We start from the raw sequence: 13,989 nt of genomic DNA, 5'->3' as shown, positions 1-13,989 counted from the left end.
CGCTTGTCCGTGACGACCGAAGCACGACCCGAAACGATTTTGCGCCGCGCCATACCCGAGGACGCGCCCAAGCTGGCGCTGCTCGGCGCGGCGACCTTCCTCACCGCGTTCGCCGCAGATCACCCTGGGCAGGCGCTGGTCGATCATTGCACGCATGAACACGGTCAGGCGCGTTATGCCGATTGGCTGGCAAGGCCCGATTATGCCTTCTGGCTGATCGAAACTCCGCTGGGCGCGCCTTTGGGCTATGCGATGCTGTGCGCGCCCGAGATCGACATCACGCCCGATCCAGGTTCGCTCGAGCTCAAGCGCATCTACACGCTGCCCGGCTGGCAAAGCGCTGGCATGGGGCGCAGGCTGATGGAGGCGGTAATTGCCGAGGCGCAGGCGCGCGGCGCGCCGTCGCTGTATCTGTGTGTGTACACCATCAATGTGGCGGCGCAGCGTTTTTACGCGCGGTTCGGGTTCGAGAAGGTAGGGCAGCAGCAGTTCATGACTGGCAGTGTGCCGTTTACCGACTGGGTACTGCGCAAGCCGCTGGTGTGACGCGTCTGGTCAGGCGGCGGCGAGCGCTTCGGCGAGCGTATCGCGGATGGCGCGCAAGGCTTTCACATCGACCGAATGACCCGATGCAGTTTCGCCGTCCTGCATCGATGCAGACGCAGCTTTCGGTGTCTGCTGCGCCAGAAACTGCCGCGCGCCACGAACGGTAAAGCCTTCACGGTTGAGCAGCTGGTCGATGCGGCGGAGCATCGCGACATCCTGCGGGCGGTAATATCGCCTGCCACCGGCTCGCTTGAGCGGCTTGAGCATCTCGAACTGCGCCTCCCAATAGCGCAGGATGTGCGGCTTCACGCCCAGCTCGGTCGACACCTCGCCAATCGTGCGCATCGCACCATCGGCCTTGGTCACGATGATATCATCGGGGGCTTTAGCCACAGGTCAGCGCATGCGGCAAAGGATTGAAAACGATGGCATCACTCACTCGCCATGATCCGTTCTTTCATGATCTGGCTGGCGCGGAAGGTCAGCACGCGGCGCGGAGTAATCGGCACCTCGACCCCGGTTTTGGGGTTGCGCCCGACGCGTTCGCCCTTGTCACGGAGCAGAAAGGTACCAAAGCCCGAAATCTTGACGTTCTCGCCATTTTCGAGCGCATCGGTCATGTGGTTGAGTACGGACTCGACCATCTGAGCGGCATCGGCACGCGACAGCCCGACCTCGTGGTTGATGGTATCTGCAAGATCAGCCCGTGTCAGAGTTCCAACCGATCGCATCTCGCAGTCTCCTCACCCGATAACTAGCGCGAGATTAACGCAACTCCGAACACAAGGCAAACCGGCCCAGCTAAAAATGACGTAAAATAAGCGTGCTAACCCGAACAAATTGCGCGATGTTAATAACGGACAACCGCCGCGCCCCAGGTCAAGCCGCCGCCCATGGCTTCAAGCACCATCAGATCGCCGCGTTGGATGCGTCCATCGCGCACCGCGGTATCAAGCGCCAGCGGCACCGATGCGGCAGAGGTGTTGGCATGCTGGTCGACCGTGATCACCACTTTTTCTGGCGGAAGACACAGTTTTCGCGCGGTCGCATCGAGGATACGGGCATTGGCCTGATGCGGCACCACCCAGTCGATATCGGCGCTGGTCAGCCCCAGCGGCTTCATCACCTGCTCCATCACCTCGGCCAGATTGACCACGGCATGACGGAACACCTCGCGCCCGCGCATCCGCACCTTGCCTACGGTGCCGGTCGTCGAAGGCCCGCCATCGACATAGAGCAGATCATGATGACGCCCGTCGGCGTGCAATTGCGTCGCGAGGATACCACGCGGTGCGGTATCGTCTTCAGCAGAGTTTTCGAGCCCCAGCACCACCGCGCCGGCGCCATCGCCAAACAGCACGCAGGTTCCGCGGTCTTCCCAATCGAGAATACGGCTGAAGGTTTCCGCGCCGATCACCAGCGCCCGGCGCGCCATTCCGGTGCGCAGCATGCTGTCGGCAACGCTGAGCGCGTAGAGAAACCCTGAGCACACCGCCGCGACATCGAACGCGATGCCGCCGTTCATGCCGATCGCAGCCTGGACCTTGGTCGCGGTGGCGGGGAAGGTGTGATCGGGGGTTGCAGTCGCAAGCACGATCAGCTCGATATCCGTGCCTTCGAGCCCGGCAGCCTCAAGCGCGGCACGCGCAGCGCCAATCGCCAGCGTCGATGTCGTCTCCTCGGGACCTGCCAGATAGCGGAATTTGATGCCCGTCCGTTCGGTGATCCAGTCATCGCTGGTGTCGACGGTCTCGGCCAGCTCAGCGTTGGACACACGGCGCTTGGGCAAGGCGGAGCCCGTGCCCAGGATGACACTGCGCTGGATACTGCTGCCCTGAACAGGCGTGATGGTGTTCATTTTGGTGCGTCGCCCGATCCGGCTGTTGCCGCTGCGTTGCTGGCGATGGCGCTGGTGTCGAAGTCCTTCAACACATCGCCAATCCGCTGGGTAATGTTGTCCTCGACCAATCGCGCTGCGACCTCGACCGCATTGGCGACGCCCTTGATGCTGGCCGACCCATGGCTTTTGACGACCACGCCGTTGAGGCCCAGAAAGACTGCGCCATTGTGGTTGTTGGGATCGAGATGATGCCGCAACAGGTCGGTCGCTGGACGCGAGATCAGAAAGCCGATCTTGGAGCGCAGGGATGACTGGAAGCTGCGCTTGAGCAGATCGGTGACGAACCGCGCGGTGCCTTCGAGCGACTTGAGCGCGATGTTACCCGAAAAGCCATCGGTTACCAGCACATCGATGTCGCCGCGCGAAATCTTGTCCGCTTCGGTAAAGCCCTGGAAATCCATCGGCAGATCGGTTGCGGCGCGCAGGGCCGCAGCCGCATCGCGCAGCGCGTCGGTGCCCTTCGAATCTTCGGTGCCAATGTTAAGCAAGCGGGTGCGCGGTTTTTCAAACCCGAAGATGATCTGCGAATACACCGCGCCCATGACCGCGAACTGCACCAGATTGCGCGCATCGCAATCGGTGTTCGCGCCCAGGTCGAGCATTACCAAGTCTGTGTTTTCGAGCGTAGGAAGCAGCGCCGCAAGCGCAGGGCGATCGATCCCCGGCATCGTGCGCAATGCCAGTTTCGACATCGCCATTAAGGCGCCGGTATTGCCCGCACTGACCGCAGCACCGGCCTCACCCGATTTGACTGCCCGGATGGCGAGTCCCATCGACGAGTTCTTGGACTTGCGCAGCGCCTGGCTGGGCTTGTCCTCGCCGCGAACGACTTCGTCGGTGTGCAGGATTTCGGACGCGGCACGCAAATTGGGGTGCTTGTCCAACCCCGCCTTGATCTGCTTTTCGTCTCCGACCAGCAAGAAGGTGAAGCGGTCATGGCGGTGGCGCGCCTCGGCAGCGCCACCCAGCATTACGCGCACGCCCTCATCACCGCCCATCGCATCAATCGCGATCCGCGGCTTTATTGGCACCGGCTAATCCCCCTGAAAAAGTGCAAAGGCCGTCTGATCTGGATCAGGCGACTGCAAGCACCTCGCGGCCATTGTAATGGCCGCATGCCACGCAAACATGATGCGGGCGCTTCAGTTCACCACAGTTCGAGCATTCGCTGAACGCATCGACGGTCAACGAATCGTGGCTGCGACGCATGCCGCGCTTGGAGGGTGAGGTTTTTCTTTTAGGAACAGCCATGGCAGGATCTGCTTACCTTAATTGCTTGTCTATCAATGCGATAATGCCATGCTTTCCGAAGCCGATGCGTTTTGCGCAACCAGCCGCTGGAGCAACAAGGCCCGTTCGCGTGCGAAGGCGGGGCTATAGCGAAAATCTCGTGCGTTGCAAGCATTGTCACGCTACGCCGCACCCATAAATTGCCGCACTTTCCGCGCGGCAAGACTTGAGGGGAAACTTGCATGAGCCTGCCGCTGACACTGACCATGGCCGCCGCCGCCGGATTGATCAACATCTGGCTTGCCATCCGCATCGGCCAGGTCCGCACCAGCCAGAAGGTCAGCGTGGGTGACGGCGGCAACGAGTTCGTCATTCGCCGCATGCGCGCGCAGGCAAACTTCGTCGAGTTCACGCCCTTCGTGCTGATCCTGATCGCGGGGCTTGAAGCCTCGGGCTATGCCGCGACCTGGCTGTGGGCGGTCGGCGTGGTCTATATGCTGGGCCGCATCGCGCATGGCCTCGGCATGGATGGCGGCGCGTTCAAGCTGGGCCGGACCATCGGTATCATCGTTACACTGCTGACGCTGCTCGGCCTATCGGGCTATGCAGTTTATGTCGCGAGCGTTTTGCCGGTGGCGTGAACTTCTCTCCCCTCCCGCCTTATCTTCGCCTCTCCCTTGATGGGAGAGGCTCCTTGATTGGCCTCTCCCTTGATGGGAGAGGCAGCGAGACTTGGTGGCTTTGCCACCTAGTCGCAGCGGTGAGGGTGATGGTGCGGCTGGGTGAAGCAGATGAGTTCTTATACCCCTTGCTTGATCCGGAGAAATCACCCCACCCAACCCTCCCCCATCAAGGGGAGGGCTTTTGGCGCAGGGTCGCGTTTCAAGCCAGCACGTGATCCGCAACGAACCCGTTGCGCTGGCGTTCGAAGCCGAAATTGCTGGTCGGGCCATGGCCGGGGACGAACACCGTCTCGTTGCCCAGCGGCCAGAGCTTCTGGGTGATCGAATCGATCAAATCCTGGTGGTTGCCGCGCGGAAAATCGGTGCGGCCGATCGAGCCCTGGAAGATCACGTCGCCAACGATCGCCAACTTAGATGGTGCGTGATGAAACACGATGTGCCCCGGGGTATGCCCCGGACAATGGATCACATCGAGCACCAGATTGCCGACGGTGACGGTATCGCCATCCTTGAGCCACCGGTCGGGCTCGAACACCGCGCCGGCGATCCCATAGTTGCGGCCATCGTCATCGAGCCGTGAGATCCAGAACCGGTCTTCCTCGTGCGGCCCTTCGATCTTCAGCCCCAGCTCCTTGGCCAGCGTGCCGGTCTCGCCGCAATGGTCGATATGGCCATGCGTCACCAACAGCTTTTCCAGCGTCACACCGGCCTGAGCCACAGCCGCCTTGAGCTTGGGCAGGTCGCCGCCCGGATCGACCAGCGCGCCCTTCATCGTCTGGGTGCACCACATCAAAGTGCAGTTCTGCTGCAGTGGCGTCACCGGAATGATCGCGGCGCGAAGGGGCGGCTGGGCGGGGTTAGCGGGGGTATCGGTCATGCAACGCTATGTGGCAAGGATGCAGGAGCGGTTCAAGCCTCGCCGGATTAACGGGACGGCTCATCCGTTAATGACCGCGCGCAGGCGTCGTCGCCTGTTCCAAAGCCATCTGGGTCGGGAACGTTGAAGCCCGGATTGTTACAAGGGAATCGGCCGTCCTCGTTATCGTAGCTGTGCCAGTCATAAAGTCGCGGAATTTGCCCAGTTGGACCATAAGCAAGTGCGAAGCGGTGCAATTCCGCACCGATCCAGGCAGCGGGGTTGCGGTGGTCGGTGTCCAATGAATCATTGGAGATCATGGACCGCGTTTTCCCACGCTTGGTCAGTTCATATGCAATCGTCGTCCCATCAATGGTACCCGAAGGGCTGCCAACCCAAGCATCTGAAAGTTTGTCGGCAACGCCGAGCAATTCTCGCGCACCTTCCTGCGGCAGAACAAAATTAAAATCCTCAAACTGGGCCGCCACTCCAGATTGACGGCCCTGCGAAAGCTGTTTGCGCATCCGCACCAAGTAATGCGCACAGTAGTCCTTATCTTCAGAAATATCTTCGTCGGGCCAAATGGTGACGCACCCCCGAGGCTGCGGCACGATCTCGAAGCGAAAGTCGAATTGACCGAAGCTGGGTTCGATGTAGACACGCAAGCCATCTCTGCCTATCGCGCCACGGCTCTGATCGGTCTCCGACCAGAACAGACAATCTTCGCCGCATGATTCAGCAAGCGTACCTGTGAACACTGTGTCTTGGACGTTACGACCGTCTTTGAATTCGCACGCTGTTAAAAGGACCGCCATTCCAGACAATATTACTAAATTGTTTGCGCCCATATGGACTCTCCTGAAGCCATCGCCAGCATAGCTTCAACCGGAGGAGCGACAACCCGCTAAACCCGCCGCCCGGCCCAGATCACCCGTCCGACGATGCTTACGCTACCCGGTGCTACGTCGGGGTAGCTCGGGTAAAGCGCGTTGTCCGATGTCACCGACAGCCGCCCGTCCGGCCGGAACGCCAGCCGCTTGACGATCAGCGCGTCGTCCATGCGCAGCACGTGGATGCCATCGCGGCGGCGCGCGGGGCCGTCGCTCGGCATGGCGACAAGGATGTCGTCGCCATCGTTCAACGTCGGAGCCATCGAATCGCCCTCGACCTTGATCATCGTCACCGCGTCCGATCCTGCCCCCAGCCGCCGTAGCCAGGCCTCGTCGAACGCGATCTCGGCGAGCGGAGCTTCGTCGTCGGGCAAGGCCCCTGCCCCCGCCGATGCGCCCACCGGCAAGCGCGGGATCAGCCGCATCCGCGATGGCAGGCCGCGCGTGCTCGAGGATCGTTGCGGGGCTTGCCGCTGAGACGTTCGGTGGTGCGGCCCCGGGATACGATGCGGCGGCGGTAGTGCGGTGTCAGCGGGCGCGCCCAGCTGCTGTTCGGAGACCCCGAAGAACTGCGCCAGCAATCTCCGGTCGCGCTCGTCCAGCCGCTTGGGAGTGCCGCGGCGGATGAACTGCTGGACATAAGCCGCGTTCTTGCCGAGCAGCTGCGACACGCCGGCAAAGCTCAGCCCCCGCGCCGCGATCAGCGCCTCCAGCGTCTGGCGAACGTTGTCTGTCTCCATAACGGATATATAGCACAGGAAATTTCCTGTTCAAGGATATTTCCTACACTCTGCGAATCGCATATAGGATTATTCCTACCGCTGCCATGGGCCTGCCCCGCACATCGAAAGGAGAATGCTGATGCCGTTGCTGCGCCTGATCGAGATATTCCTGCGAGAGACCGGCATGGCGCGCACCCGCTTCGGCCGCATGGCAGCAGGCGATCCCCGGCTGGTCGATGATCTGCGCAATGGCCGCGAACCACGCGAAGCCTTGCGGCAGCGCGTGGAACATTTCATGAACATTTATCGTCAGGAGCAGGCATGATCCAGCAGAAAATCCGCCACGACCCCGCCACCGCACTGATCCGCGCGGTGCTTTCGCTGGCCAGGGGCGATGCCGCTCTCGAGGAGCATCGCGGCACGACATGGGCCAGTGCGACATTCACCGGCATGCGCCACGTCATGCGGCTGCGCTTCGATGGCGAACAGGCGGTGGCCACCGCGCACTGGCTGACCCGCATTCTGCCCGAGCATGAGTTCACGATATCCGGCCATCTGGTGGCGGACATCGCGGTCACCGACACCCACCGCCGCAACGAAGGCGCGCCCGTGATGACGCTGATCGTCGAGGCGTTGACGGTCGAGGCGGACTGAACCGCCCTGATCGCCCTTTTCGCCCCGATCACCGCCCCTGCCCTTGCTGCCCGCGCCCTTACTGGCCTCGCGCCGCCAGCATCGCGGGTCGCGGGCCCATCCAGTCGGCCATCGTTACGGTATCGCTGACCTTATAGGGCTTGCCGCTCTTGTTGAGGAACAGCTTTTCCATTTCCGAGCGGGTGAACGGGCGTGAGCCCAGCCGCCCGAACACGGCCATCTGCCCGCCCGATTCATCGACGCCGCGGTCACGGTCGAGCCCCTTGGCGACCGCGATCGCCGGGGTCGGCGTTCTGGTCCATGCAATCAGGTCAGGCCGCGGGTCGGGCGAGAAGCCGTAGAAATTGGGCTGGCTCGATGGCGATGTCAACTGCAGCACCTTCATGCCGTTGCGGCCATCGGCGACATAGGCAAACAGCGTCGCGTTGGTCGATCCGACGATCACGTCCTCGGCATCGTTAAGCTGGCCGCCGGCGTTGTAGCGCATGTATTCGCGTGGGTTTTCGGGGTTGGTCATGTCGATGATCACCAGCCCGTCCGCCTTGGCCGCGACATAGGCGAAGGTGCGCGCGAGATAGAGCTTGCGCGCATCAGCGAGCCGCACCGTTCCCGACGGAACCGCGACGGGCGCTTCCAGCCGGGTGATGTCAAACAGCTTGATGCCCTCGGCATCCGTCACCCACAGATAGCGGAACTGCACCGCGCTCGCGCGCGCATCGTTGAGCGGCAGCACCGCCATCAATTGCGGGTTGAGCTTGCTGTAATCGAAGTCGCGCGGCGCATTGGCAGGCGGATCGTCCGCCAACCGCACCACGACCAGCCCGGCATCGGCGGTGATATACGCAAAGTCGCCGGCCAGCGTGATCTGGCGCGCACCTTTCAGCACATTGTCCGGGTTCCAGGTCAGCGTCCGCTTGAAGAAGTTGTTGCGGAACTCGCCATCGGCCAGCGTATCGATGTTGACCGCAATCAGGCCTTCGACGCTGTCGGTGACAAAGGCGTAGTGATAGACCGCGCGGAACGGCTGTTCCTGATTGGCCTCGCGCATTTCCGGCGTGTTGCGGGTCGGCGCGATCGGCTGGGTGGTGGCGATCGCCATGCAGGTGGCGTTGGTGGTCTTCACATGCGTGTCATGCCCCAAAGACGAGAACGGCGCGCGGATGATCCGTTCGGAAAAGCCCTTGTTGCCGATCGAGGCGATATCATAGGCGCGGAAACCGCCCTTGCCTTCCGCGACGAACATGTATTCGCCGCGGTTTTGCAGGCAACTCACCCGTCCGGCAGTGCCCTGCACGACATTGGCAAACTCTTCGCGCGCATAGGTTTCGCCCGAGAACTTGTCGTCGAAGATCGGACCACGGGTCCAGTTCTTCAGCTCGCGGCCGTTCTGCTCGACATGCAATTTGTAGTAATCGGGATAGGCGTAGCGGTGGAGGTAGGATCCGATCACCGCTTGCGGCTCGTCCCATTCGGTGACGCGTACGGCTTCAAAGCCGCCTTCCAGTCCGAACCAGCTATTTAGCCCGACGAAGTTGACGAAGTTGGTGCCGAGCAGCAGCAGCTGCGACATCACCGCATTATTGTCATTCGCCGCGCTCAGATGGCAGTCCGAGCACTGCTTCGTCTCGGTCTTGCGCACGGTGTGCGGGAAGTGCGGCGCAAACGCCTGGCTCGAGAAGCCGGGCGCCGAGATCGGCGGCTGCTGCACATAGATGCGCTCGCGGTTGATATTGGTCGAGGACAAGATCAACGCGGAGGTCGAACGGATCGGCGCGATGATGTTGCCCTTGCTGGTCTGGTGGCGACCGATCTGGAACATCTCATCACGCGCGACCTGCGGGTTGTAGGTCGCATAATTGCGCGTCTCGTCTTCCTCGTATTTGTGGACCTTGGCCTTCCAGTTGGCCTCGATCGGCAGATGGCAGCCACCGCACGATGTCGTCCAGCTCAGATGGCAGGTGAAGCACGCCATCTCCTCGGTATTGTGCGCGCGGTCGGCCTTGGCCACGGACGGCCCGAAGCTGTATTTGCCGGTGTCCGCACCCTGCTTGGCCATCAGCTTCGAGCGCGCGGCCTTGGGATTGAAATCGGGGCTGGCGGGATCGACCGCGTCCTTGACCAGGCTGACCTGCCACGACAGTTCGGGGTCGAGCACCGAACGCTGGAGCAGCACGCGCTTGCCGGTCGCGTCCTTCATCCACTCGAAGCGGCGCTGGCCATCGGGGTTGCGGATCAGCGAAAGGTTGTTGCCCTTGGGCCGCGCCGCGAGGTTCGAGGTGAACAAGGTCGGGTACGCATCGGGGGTGCCATGGCAGTCCTTGCAGCCGATCTCGACCGCATTGGCGACCTCGCCATAGATCAGCCCGTTGCCGTGGCCGTCCTGGCTGAAGTGGCAATCAACGCACTGCATGCCAAGCTCGGCATGGATATCCATCATGTGCACCGATTTGCCGGGATTGGTTCCGACGGGAACGAACTTGCCCTCGCCCGCCTTGCGGAACTTCTCCGGATCATCGGGCGAGACCATGTTGGCGGTATCGGTGCCCCAGGTCGCCATGTTGCCCTCGGCATCGAGCAGATTGCCCTTGCGGTCGCGCTTCAGGATCGCACGGAAGTTCCAGCCATGGCCGTGATAGTCGGCAAACTGCGTGTCCTTCGCCTCGGTATTGAGGTCATAGACGTTGCGGACGAACTCGATGTCCGACCACAGACCGCGTGCGGCTGCGCCCTCGGGGTTGCGGTCGAGCGTCGCGCGCACTTCCTTGGCGGTGGGGTAATGCTGCTGCTTGTAGACGCGCTGATAGTCTTCCTCCGACATGCCCTCTGGCCTGGGCGCGCGGTTTTCAGGCCCCGGCCACATCAGCGGCGCGTCGGATTCATAATCCCACATCGTGTAGCCGAGATAGCTGTTCAGGAAGATGTTGGGCTGGTGCATGTGGCAGTTCATGCACTGCGCGGTCGGGATCGCGCGGGTGAAGGCGTGCTTGAGCGGGTGGCCCTTTTCCTTGAACGCCGCCTTTTCGGCATGTACGCCAGTGCCGCCATGAGACGCGCCATGCTCGCTGGCACCTTCGGCCAGCGTCGTGCCATGATCACCGCCATGACCACTGCCGTGCCCACTGCCATGATCATCATGATGCTCGGCAGCGTCATAGTCGCCATAGCGGCCCGGGCGCTTCTGGCCCTCGGTTAGCGTGTTGATCGTCGGATCGTCGGTGATCGTCTGCCCGTCGCGGCCGTATTTGGCATAGATCAGACTGTGCCGCGGCTCGCGGTCGTTGGCGTAGACGACGTGACACGCCGCGCAGCCCGAGGCGCGATAATCGCCCGGCTGGTCATTCGTGCCCATCTGCCACAGGAAGGGATCGTTGAGGCGGGTCTTGTGGATGTTGATCACCGGCACCGCGACGCGAAGCCCCGTGCCGGGACCGCGGTTCGACTGCTTGAGATCGGGACGGCCGGGTTCTTCCAGCCGCTGGATGATGCCGCCCACGTTCGGTAGGCCGATTTCGGGGAATTGCGAGTTGATGTTGCGTCCGCCGCGCTCGAACACGCGGAAGATGTCGCCTGGTGGCAGGATATGCCAGGTGGGCAGCGGATACATCACCGGCAGCGCGCCGCGCGCCTTTTCCGCAGCGGTCACCGTGCCGTGCGGTTGGCCTTCCTCGGTCGCAGCCGATTTGATCATCGCAGGCTTGCCATCGCGGGTGAAAGCCTCGCCGAACATGTAGTTCTTGAACGGAACGATCCCGTTGTTGTAGGCCGCGCCGCCCCACAGCATCGCGCCTGTCGCCATCAGCGAGCGCTCCGACGCCTCGATGATCTCGATATGGCAGGCCCCGCACGATTCGCGCACGACGCGGTAATCGGACGGGTTGACGAAGCGGATGAACTCGGGTGCTTCCTTGGCGAGCAGCGCATAGGACCGCTGCGGATTGGCAGACGACGGCCAGTTCCACGCCACCGGATATTTGGGCAGGACGTGGCTCTTCATCAGCGCGTCCTGATAGGGCAGGCTGTCACGGCCCCAGGCGTTGTCGCCCATGATCGTCGCATCGCCGCCATGGCAATCGGTGCAGCCCAGCACCACCGCAGGCGATGCGTGCATCGTCTTGTGGTCGCTGGCGGTGTGGCACGATTGACAGCCGTTGCTCTTGGCGTCGGCCTCGGCCCATTCCTGGTTTGCGGGTGCGGGCGCGGTGAACGTGTACTTGACCTTCTGCGCCTTTTCCTTGCCCGCAGCGAACACCTGATCAGCAGGAAGCGCGCTCAGCGTGACGAGCAGCAGGCCCGCCAGCAGCAGCTTCCAGTTGAAGGCCCTCCTATTGACGGCCTCCCAATTGAAGGCTGGCGCGTTTCCGCGCGCCCGGTCAGTACGCCAGAATTGCATTGAACAGCACCGAATAAAAGAGGTCTGATTTGCCCGATTGGGTGAACAGGTCGCGGAAGCCCTTCGAGGGATCGAACACCGCGCCTGAGAGTCGGAAGACGAGGTTCTGGTTGGCGTTGGGGCGCCAGATCAAGGCCGCTGAGACATCCGTGCCGATAGAGCTGGGCACGGTGCCTTCCTGGCGTAGCGCCTCGATCGTGTCGGTCTTATGGAACCACAGATGGTTGACGTTGGTCGACAGCCGGGTTGTCGCGCTGAGATCGAAATCAGCGCCCGCGCCCAACAGCACCGTGCCCGGGTTGTTGAAGTTCGACTGACCCTGCTCCTTGGACGAACGCAGGTTGTTGAGGATGCCGTTGCGGGTATTGACGCCGACCGCGCGGCCGCCGCCTGCGAACGGAATGACCTGGCGGATCCAGTAGCTGGTATCGGCGCCAGCGAAGATCGGGTTTTCGAAGATCGCGTCGAACCCGGCCTCGGTGTCGTTATACGGATCACCATCGCCGCTCGCGAACAGGCCCTGCAGCCGGAAGCGCGCCCAGTCGTTGTCGTAGCTGACCTCTGCCGCACCGAAATACGAGGCGATGTCGGCCTTGCGGCTGGTGAAGAAGCTGTTGCGGTCCTCGCCGAACGCACCATAAAGCTGCCCGGTCAGGTTGATGCGGCCGACACGGCCATCGACCGCATAGCCCAGATACACCACGTCATATTCCCGGCTGCGCAGGTCGCCCAGCAGCGCCGGTCGCACCGGAAAACCGTTGTCGTCGATCTTGAGCTCGCGGCCGCCCTCGCGGTTCATGTTGTAGGTGACCGAAACCTGGCTGGTCAGGCCTACGATCGGAAAGTCCTGGCGATAGGCGTTGGCGAAGAACACCCAGTCGTCGCGCGGCGTATCGACTACGCTGTTGAGGCCCGAATTGGTGTCCTTCTCCAGCCGCCAGAACGCGCCGACATTGAACTGAAAGCGGTTGTTGTCGCGGTTGCCGAACAGCCGGATGCCCAACTGGTTGTCCTGGAACAGGAATCCGCGGAAGTCCGCCTGCATCTGCTGGATCCCTGCGCGCACCGAGATGAAATCGTAACGCGAGGTATCATACTGGCCGAGGTGATAGTCGATGAACGCTTCCTGGATACCGACGAAATGGTCGGTGCGCTGCGTGGGTTTGGAAGGCTCGACGAACAGGATGCGGCGCTCGTTGACATCGACATGATTAACCTGCGCCGCGAGCGTCAGCCGATATTCGACCGCGGGTGGCTTGTAGGTGGTCTCGCCCTTGATCAGCGCGAACCCGGCAATCACCGTCTGCGCCAGCACCAGCGAATCCGCCCGGCCGAACACGTCCAGGCTGTCGGGCCGCGCGGTCGTCTGCACACCCACCGGAGTGGGAAAGCTGCGCGGCTCGACGACGGTATCCGAAATCACGTTGGCAACGAAGAACCAGTCGTCCTCCTTGAGGAAACCGGGGCGCTTGCCCTCTGGCAGCGGCCGGTCACCCTTGAGGATGTTCTGGTGATAGGGATCGAACTTCGAGCGGCAGACGCTGGAGAGATTGGGGTAGAGCCCATAGATCGACTGGTCGCCGCCCCTGGTGGGGCACAGCGACGTGACGATGCGCCAGCGATCTGGCACCGGGAATTCGTCGGTCGGGAACGCTTCGGGCGCAGGCGCGCGCACCGCACCGGGGTTGTCCTGCGTGACCCTGTCGGGCAGCTGTTTTTCAACGCCCGGACGACGCCGATCGTCGATCAGCGCCTCGTCGGCATCAATGGTTTCGGCATCTTTGGTGTCAGCTGACGTATCGGGAGTTGGTGCAGGAACAGGCGGCGTGCCTGAGCCCGTCACAGGCATTTCCTGCGCGGCGGTGAGCAGCAACGCCTCTGCGTCGATGGCCCAAAAGGGCGCATGATCGACAGAATTGCCCTCGACGCTGATGCGATAGGCCATCGGCGCAGCGAAACCGTGGCGCTTGCTCTGCAGAGCAGCAACCGGCGTCGCAGCCCCGCGCGCGCCCAAGTCAATCTTCAACAGCGCCAGACTGCGCCCAAGGTCACCCGCTGAAAGCGCTGCAGTCGCGGTTTGCGGAGCCGATCGCGCATAAGGACCCGCCACCGAATCCG

The 13,989-nt window shown here is 62.4% G+C and carries 14 protein-coding genes; 4 read left to right on the top strand and 10 right to left on the bottom strand.

All coding sequences use genetic code 11. The features are described from left to right. Positions 1-9 precede the first annotated feature (9 nt). Entirely contained in the window at positions 10-546 is a 537-nt protein-coding gene (locus tag IEW00_RS07070; RefSeq protein ID WP_188513654.1) for a GNAT family N-acetyltransferase, read from the top strand. A gap of 9 nt (positions 547-555) precedes the next feature. Here the strand turns inward: IEW00_RS07070 and IEW00_RS07065 are convergent, their stop codons facing one another. From IEW00_RS07065 to rpmF, 5 genes are all read right to left on the bottom strand, one after another. Beyond that, positions 556-891 (bottom strand): MerR family transcriptional regulator, encoded by a 336-nt coding sequence (locus IEW00_RS07065; protein WP_188513888.1) that lies wholly within the window; start codon positions 889-891, stop codon positions 556-558. Between the two features lie 86 nt (positions 892-977). Beyond that, positions 978-1,277 carry an integration host factor subunit alpha gene (locus tag IEW00_RS07060; protein WP_188513653.1) on the bottom strand — a complete coding sequence of 100 codons (300 nt, stop codon included), beginning with the start codon at positions 1,275-1,277 and terminating at the stop codon, positions 978-980. Positions 1,278-1,396: 119 nt separating this feature from the next. Continuing rightward, entirely contained in the window at positions 1,397-2,404 is a 1,008-nt protein-coding gene (locus tag IEW00_RS07055) for a beta-ketoacyl-ACP synthase III (RefSeq protein WP_188513652.1), read from the bottom strand. Then, the gene (gene plsX / locus IEW00_RS07050) at positions 2,401-3,444 is read right to left on the bottom strand and encodes a phosphate acyltransferase PlsX (RefSeq protein WP_229736894.1); all 1,044 of its coding nucleotides are present in this window, start codon (positions 3,442-3,444) and stop codon (positions 2,401-2,403) included. The genes IEW00_RS07055 and plsX overlap by 4 nt, the downstream gene beginning before the upstream one ends. Before the next feature lie 76 nt (positions 3,445-3,520). Continuing rightward, the gene (gene rpmF / locus IEW00_RS07045; protein ID WP_188513650.1) at positions 3,521-3,697 is read right to left on the bottom strand and encodes a 50S ribosomal protein L32; all 177 of its coding nucleotides are present in this window, start codon (positions 3,695-3,697) and stop codon (positions 3,521-3,523) included. A 221-nt stretch (positions 3,698-3,918) separates the two neighbouring features. On the opposite strand from rpmF, the gene IEW00_RS07040 reads away from it, so the two are divergent. After that, complete coding sequence (locus IEW00_RS07040) at positions 3,919-4,317, top strand: MAPEG family protein (RefSeq protein ID WP_188513649.1); 399 nt, start codon at positions 3,919-3,921, stop codon at positions 4,315-4,317. A gap of 241 nt (positions 4,318-4,558) precedes the next feature. On the opposite strand, the gene IEW00_RS07035 is transcribed toward IEW00_RS07040, so the two are convergent. The 3 genes from IEW00_RS07035 to IEW00_RS07025 are packed head-to-tail and all read right to left on the bottom strand — an operon-like array spanning position 4,559 to position 6,845. Beyond that, on the bottom strand, positions 4,559-5,236 hold the full coding sequence (locus tag IEW00_RS07035; RefSeq protein WP_188513648.1) for an MBL fold metallo-hydrolase: 678 nt from the start codon (positions 5,234-5,236) through the stop codon (positions 4,559-4,561). Between the two features lie 47 nt (positions 5,237-5,283). Beyond that, entirely contained in the window at positions 5,284-6,063 is a 780-nt protein-coding gene (locus IEW00_RS07030; protein ID WP_188513647.1) for a hypothetical protein, read from the bottom strand. A gap of 56 nt (positions 6,064-6,119) precedes the next feature. After that, entirely contained in the window at positions 6,120-6,845 is a 726-nt protein-coding gene (locus IEW00_RS07025) for a S24 family peptidase (protein WP_188513646.1), read from the bottom strand. Positions 6,846-6,966: 121 nt separating this feature from the next. Between IEW00_RS07025 and IEW00_RS07020 the strand changes: the two genes are divergently transcribed. Further along, entirely contained in the window at positions 6,967-7,152 is a 186-nt protein-coding gene (locus tag IEW00_RS07020) for a hypothetical protein (protein WP_188513645.1), read from the top strand. Then, on the top strand, positions 7,149-7,481 hold the full coding sequence (locus IEW00_RS07015) for a hypothetical protein (RefSeq protein ID WP_188513644.1): 333 nt from the start codon (positions 7,149-7,151) through the stop codon (positions 7,479-7,481). Before IEW00_RS07020 ends, IEW00_RS07015 begins: the two co-directional genes overlap by 4 nt. Before the next feature lie 58 nt (positions 7,482-7,539). Here the strand turns inward: IEW00_RS07015 and IEW00_RS07010 are convergent, their stop codons facing one another. Both IEW00_RS07010 and IEW00_RS07005 read right to left on the bottom strand, forming a co-directional pair. Continuing rightward, a complete protein-coding gene (locus IEW00_RS07010; RefSeq protein ID WP_188513643.1) occupies positions 7,540-11,871 on the bottom strand; it encodes an LVIVD repeat-containing protein in 4,332 nt (1,443 codons plus the stop codon). Next, positions 11,852-13,720: a hypothetical protein gene (locus IEW00_RS07005; RefSeq protein WP_373282613.1), complete on the bottom strand. Its 1,869-nt coding sequence runs from the start codon at positions 13,718-13,720 to the stop codon at positions 11,852-11,854. The genes IEW00_RS07010 and IEW00_RS07005 overlap by 20 nt, the downstream gene beginning before the upstream one ends. Between the last annotated feature and the right edge of the window lie 269 nt (positions 13,721-13,989).

The sequence above is a fragment of the Blastomonas aquatica genome, from assembly GCF_014639875.1.
GTDB lineage: Bacteria > Pseudomonadota > Alphaproteobacteria > Sphingomonadales > Sphingomonadaceae > Blastomonas > Blastomonas aquatica.
This window is presented reverse-complemented; position numbering and strand designations above follow the sequence as displayed.

What these genes read in the sequence shown, in the direction of transcription:
- IEW00_RS07005 (WP_373282613.1), bottom strand. Translation starts at nt 13,720, where the DNA reads ATGCCTGTGACGGGCTCAGGCACGCCGCCTGTTCCTGCACCAACTCCC.
- IEW00_RS07025 (WP_188513646.1), bottom strand. Translation starts at nt 6,845, where the DNA reads ATGGAGACAGACAACGTTCGCCAGACGCTGGAGGCGCTGATCGCGGCG.
- IEW00_RS07060 (WP_188513653.1), bottom strand. Translation starts at nt 1,277, where the DNA reads ATGCGATCGGTTGGAACTCTGACACGGGCTGATCTTGCAGATACCATC.
- IEW00_RS07055 (WP_188513652.1), bottom strand. Translation starts at nt 2,404, where the DNA reads ATGAACACCATCACGCCTGTTCAGGGCAGCAGTATCCAGCGCAGTGTC.
- IEW00_RS07040 (WP_188513649.1), top strand. Translation starts at nt 3,919, where the DNA reads ATGAGCCTGCCGCTGACACTGACCATGGCCGCCGCCGCCGGATTGATC.
- IEW00_RS07065 (WP_188513888.1), bottom strand. Translation starts at nt 891, where the DNA reads ATGCGCACGATTGGCGAGGTGTCGACCGAGCTGGGCGTGAAGCCGCAC.
- IEW00_RS07035 (WP_188513648.1), bottom strand. Translation starts at nt 5,236, where the DNA reads ATGACCGATACCCCCGCTAACCCCGCCCAGCCGCCCCTTCGCGCCGCG.
- rpmF (WP_188513650.1), bottom strand. Translation starts at nt 3,697, where the DNA reads ATGGCTGTTCCTAAAAGAAAAACCTCACCCTCCAAGCGCGGCATGCGT.
- plsX (WP_229736894.1), bottom strand. Translation starts at nt 3,444, where the DNA reads ATGGGCGGTGATGAGGGCGTGCGCGTAATGCTGGGTGGCGCTGCCGAG.
- IEW00_RS07015 (WP_188513644.1), top strand. Translation starts at nt 7,149, where the DNA reads ATGATCCAGCAGAAAATCCGCCACGACCCCGCCACCGCACTGATCCGC.
- IEW00_RS07010 (WP_188513643.1), bottom strand. Translation starts at nt 11,871, where the DNA reads ATGCAATTCTGGCGTACTGACCGGGCGCGCGGAAACGCGCCAGCCTTC.
- IEW00_RS07020 (WP_188513645.1), top strand. Translation starts at nt 6,967, where the DNA reads ATGCCGTTGCTGCGCCTGATCGAGATATTCCTGCGAGAGACCGGCATG.
- IEW00_RS07030 (WP_188513647.1), bottom strand. Translation starts at nt 6,063, where the DNA reads ATGGGCGCAAACAATTTAGTAATATTGTCTGGAATGGCGGTCCTTTTA.